Origin of the sequence: Bartonella sp. AP40SXNS (genome assembly GCF_042195825.1) — a bacterium.
Lineage (GTDB): Bacteria > Pseudomonadota > Alphaproteobacteria > Rhizobiales > Rhizobiaceae > Bartonella.
Genome location: NZ_JBHIPB010000088.1, coordinates 1 through 1007, shown reverse-complemented (window position 1 = coordinate 1007; position 1007 = coordinate 1). Strand labels below are relative to the sequence as shown.

Below are 1007 nucleotides of genomic sequence, written 5' to 3'. Positions count from 1 at the left end.
ATTATGCTATTCAGGATGTTCGGAAAGAAGCAAGACAAGCTGCTGCTATTGGCCTAGCGGTGTCCAACTTACGTTACAATGATGCACCAGGAAAGTTAAGTGTTGCATTTGGTAGTGGTATATGGCTCAATCAGTCCGCATTTGCTCTTGGTGCTGGTTATACATCTGAAGATGGAAATATCCGCTCTAGTCTATCTGTGACAAATGCCGGAGGGCACTGGGGTGTCGGTGTAGGATTAAGCTTAACTCTAAATTAATAAAATTCACTACGATTATTTTCAAAAACGCTCCTGTCTATACGAGACAGGGGCGAAAAGAGTTACACGATTAAAAGAACGGCTCTCACAAATAACAAAGTCAGCATTAATATTGAAAATAAAAAAAGAGAAAATGTATGAAGAGTGGTGTGTTTTACGCAAATTTGACAGAATTCGTGGAGGGGGGTAGTTGGTTGTTACATGACAGTAAGCAGCGGATAAGACAGTTTTTGATGATGCAAAAAAATGTAGATAAATACTTTTCTGAATCCAAGGATAATGCGATGAATAATGGTGTTAACGAATCGTAATCCTCCACCGATATGAAATTTGAAATGTTTAGTTATGCCATTGAAGATGTTCGGAAAGAGGCAAGACAAGCAGCGACTGTTGGTTTGGCAGTGGCAGGTTTGCGTTATAACGATACACTAGGAAAGTTAATTGTTTCATTTGATGGCGGCGCATGGCGTGGACAATCCGCATTTGCTCTTGGTACTAGGTTATATATCAGAGGATGGCTTCATTTGCTCTAATATATCCGCAACAAGTTCTGCGGAGATTAGAGAAGAGGTGTTGGCTTAAGATTAAAGCTGCGTTGATGATAGCAAGGGATTCTTTTAACGACATTTATTCTTATTTTATTAAAATGAGTGTGAATATTTTTTTACAGATTCACAGTATTTATCTAGAGATAAGCATAATATTTGATGACACTATAAATTTTGAGGTTTTATAGAAGGTTTTTCTATA

The 1007-nt window shown here is 37.7% G+C and carries 2 protein-coding genes and 1 pseudogene; all 3 read left to right on the top strand.

The annotated features are described in order from the left end of the window. Nucleotides 1-257: YadA-like family protein (locus ACFILZ_RS09890; RefSeq protein WP_375607607.1), on the top strand; the 257-nt coding region annotated here is incomplete at its 5' end. 137 nt (nt 258-394) lie between these two features. Next, nucleotides 395-568 (top strand): hypothetical protein, encoded by a 174-nt coding sequence (locus ACFILZ_RS09885; RefSeq protein WP_375611066.1) that lies wholly within the window; start codon nt 395-397, stop codon nt 566-568. A 3-nt stretch (nt 569-571) separates the two neighbouring features. After that, nucleotides 572-839, top strand: a pseudogene (locus ACFILZ_RS09880) (YadA-like family protein); the annotation flags it as partial. Nucleotides 840-1007 lie beyond the last annotated feature (168 nt).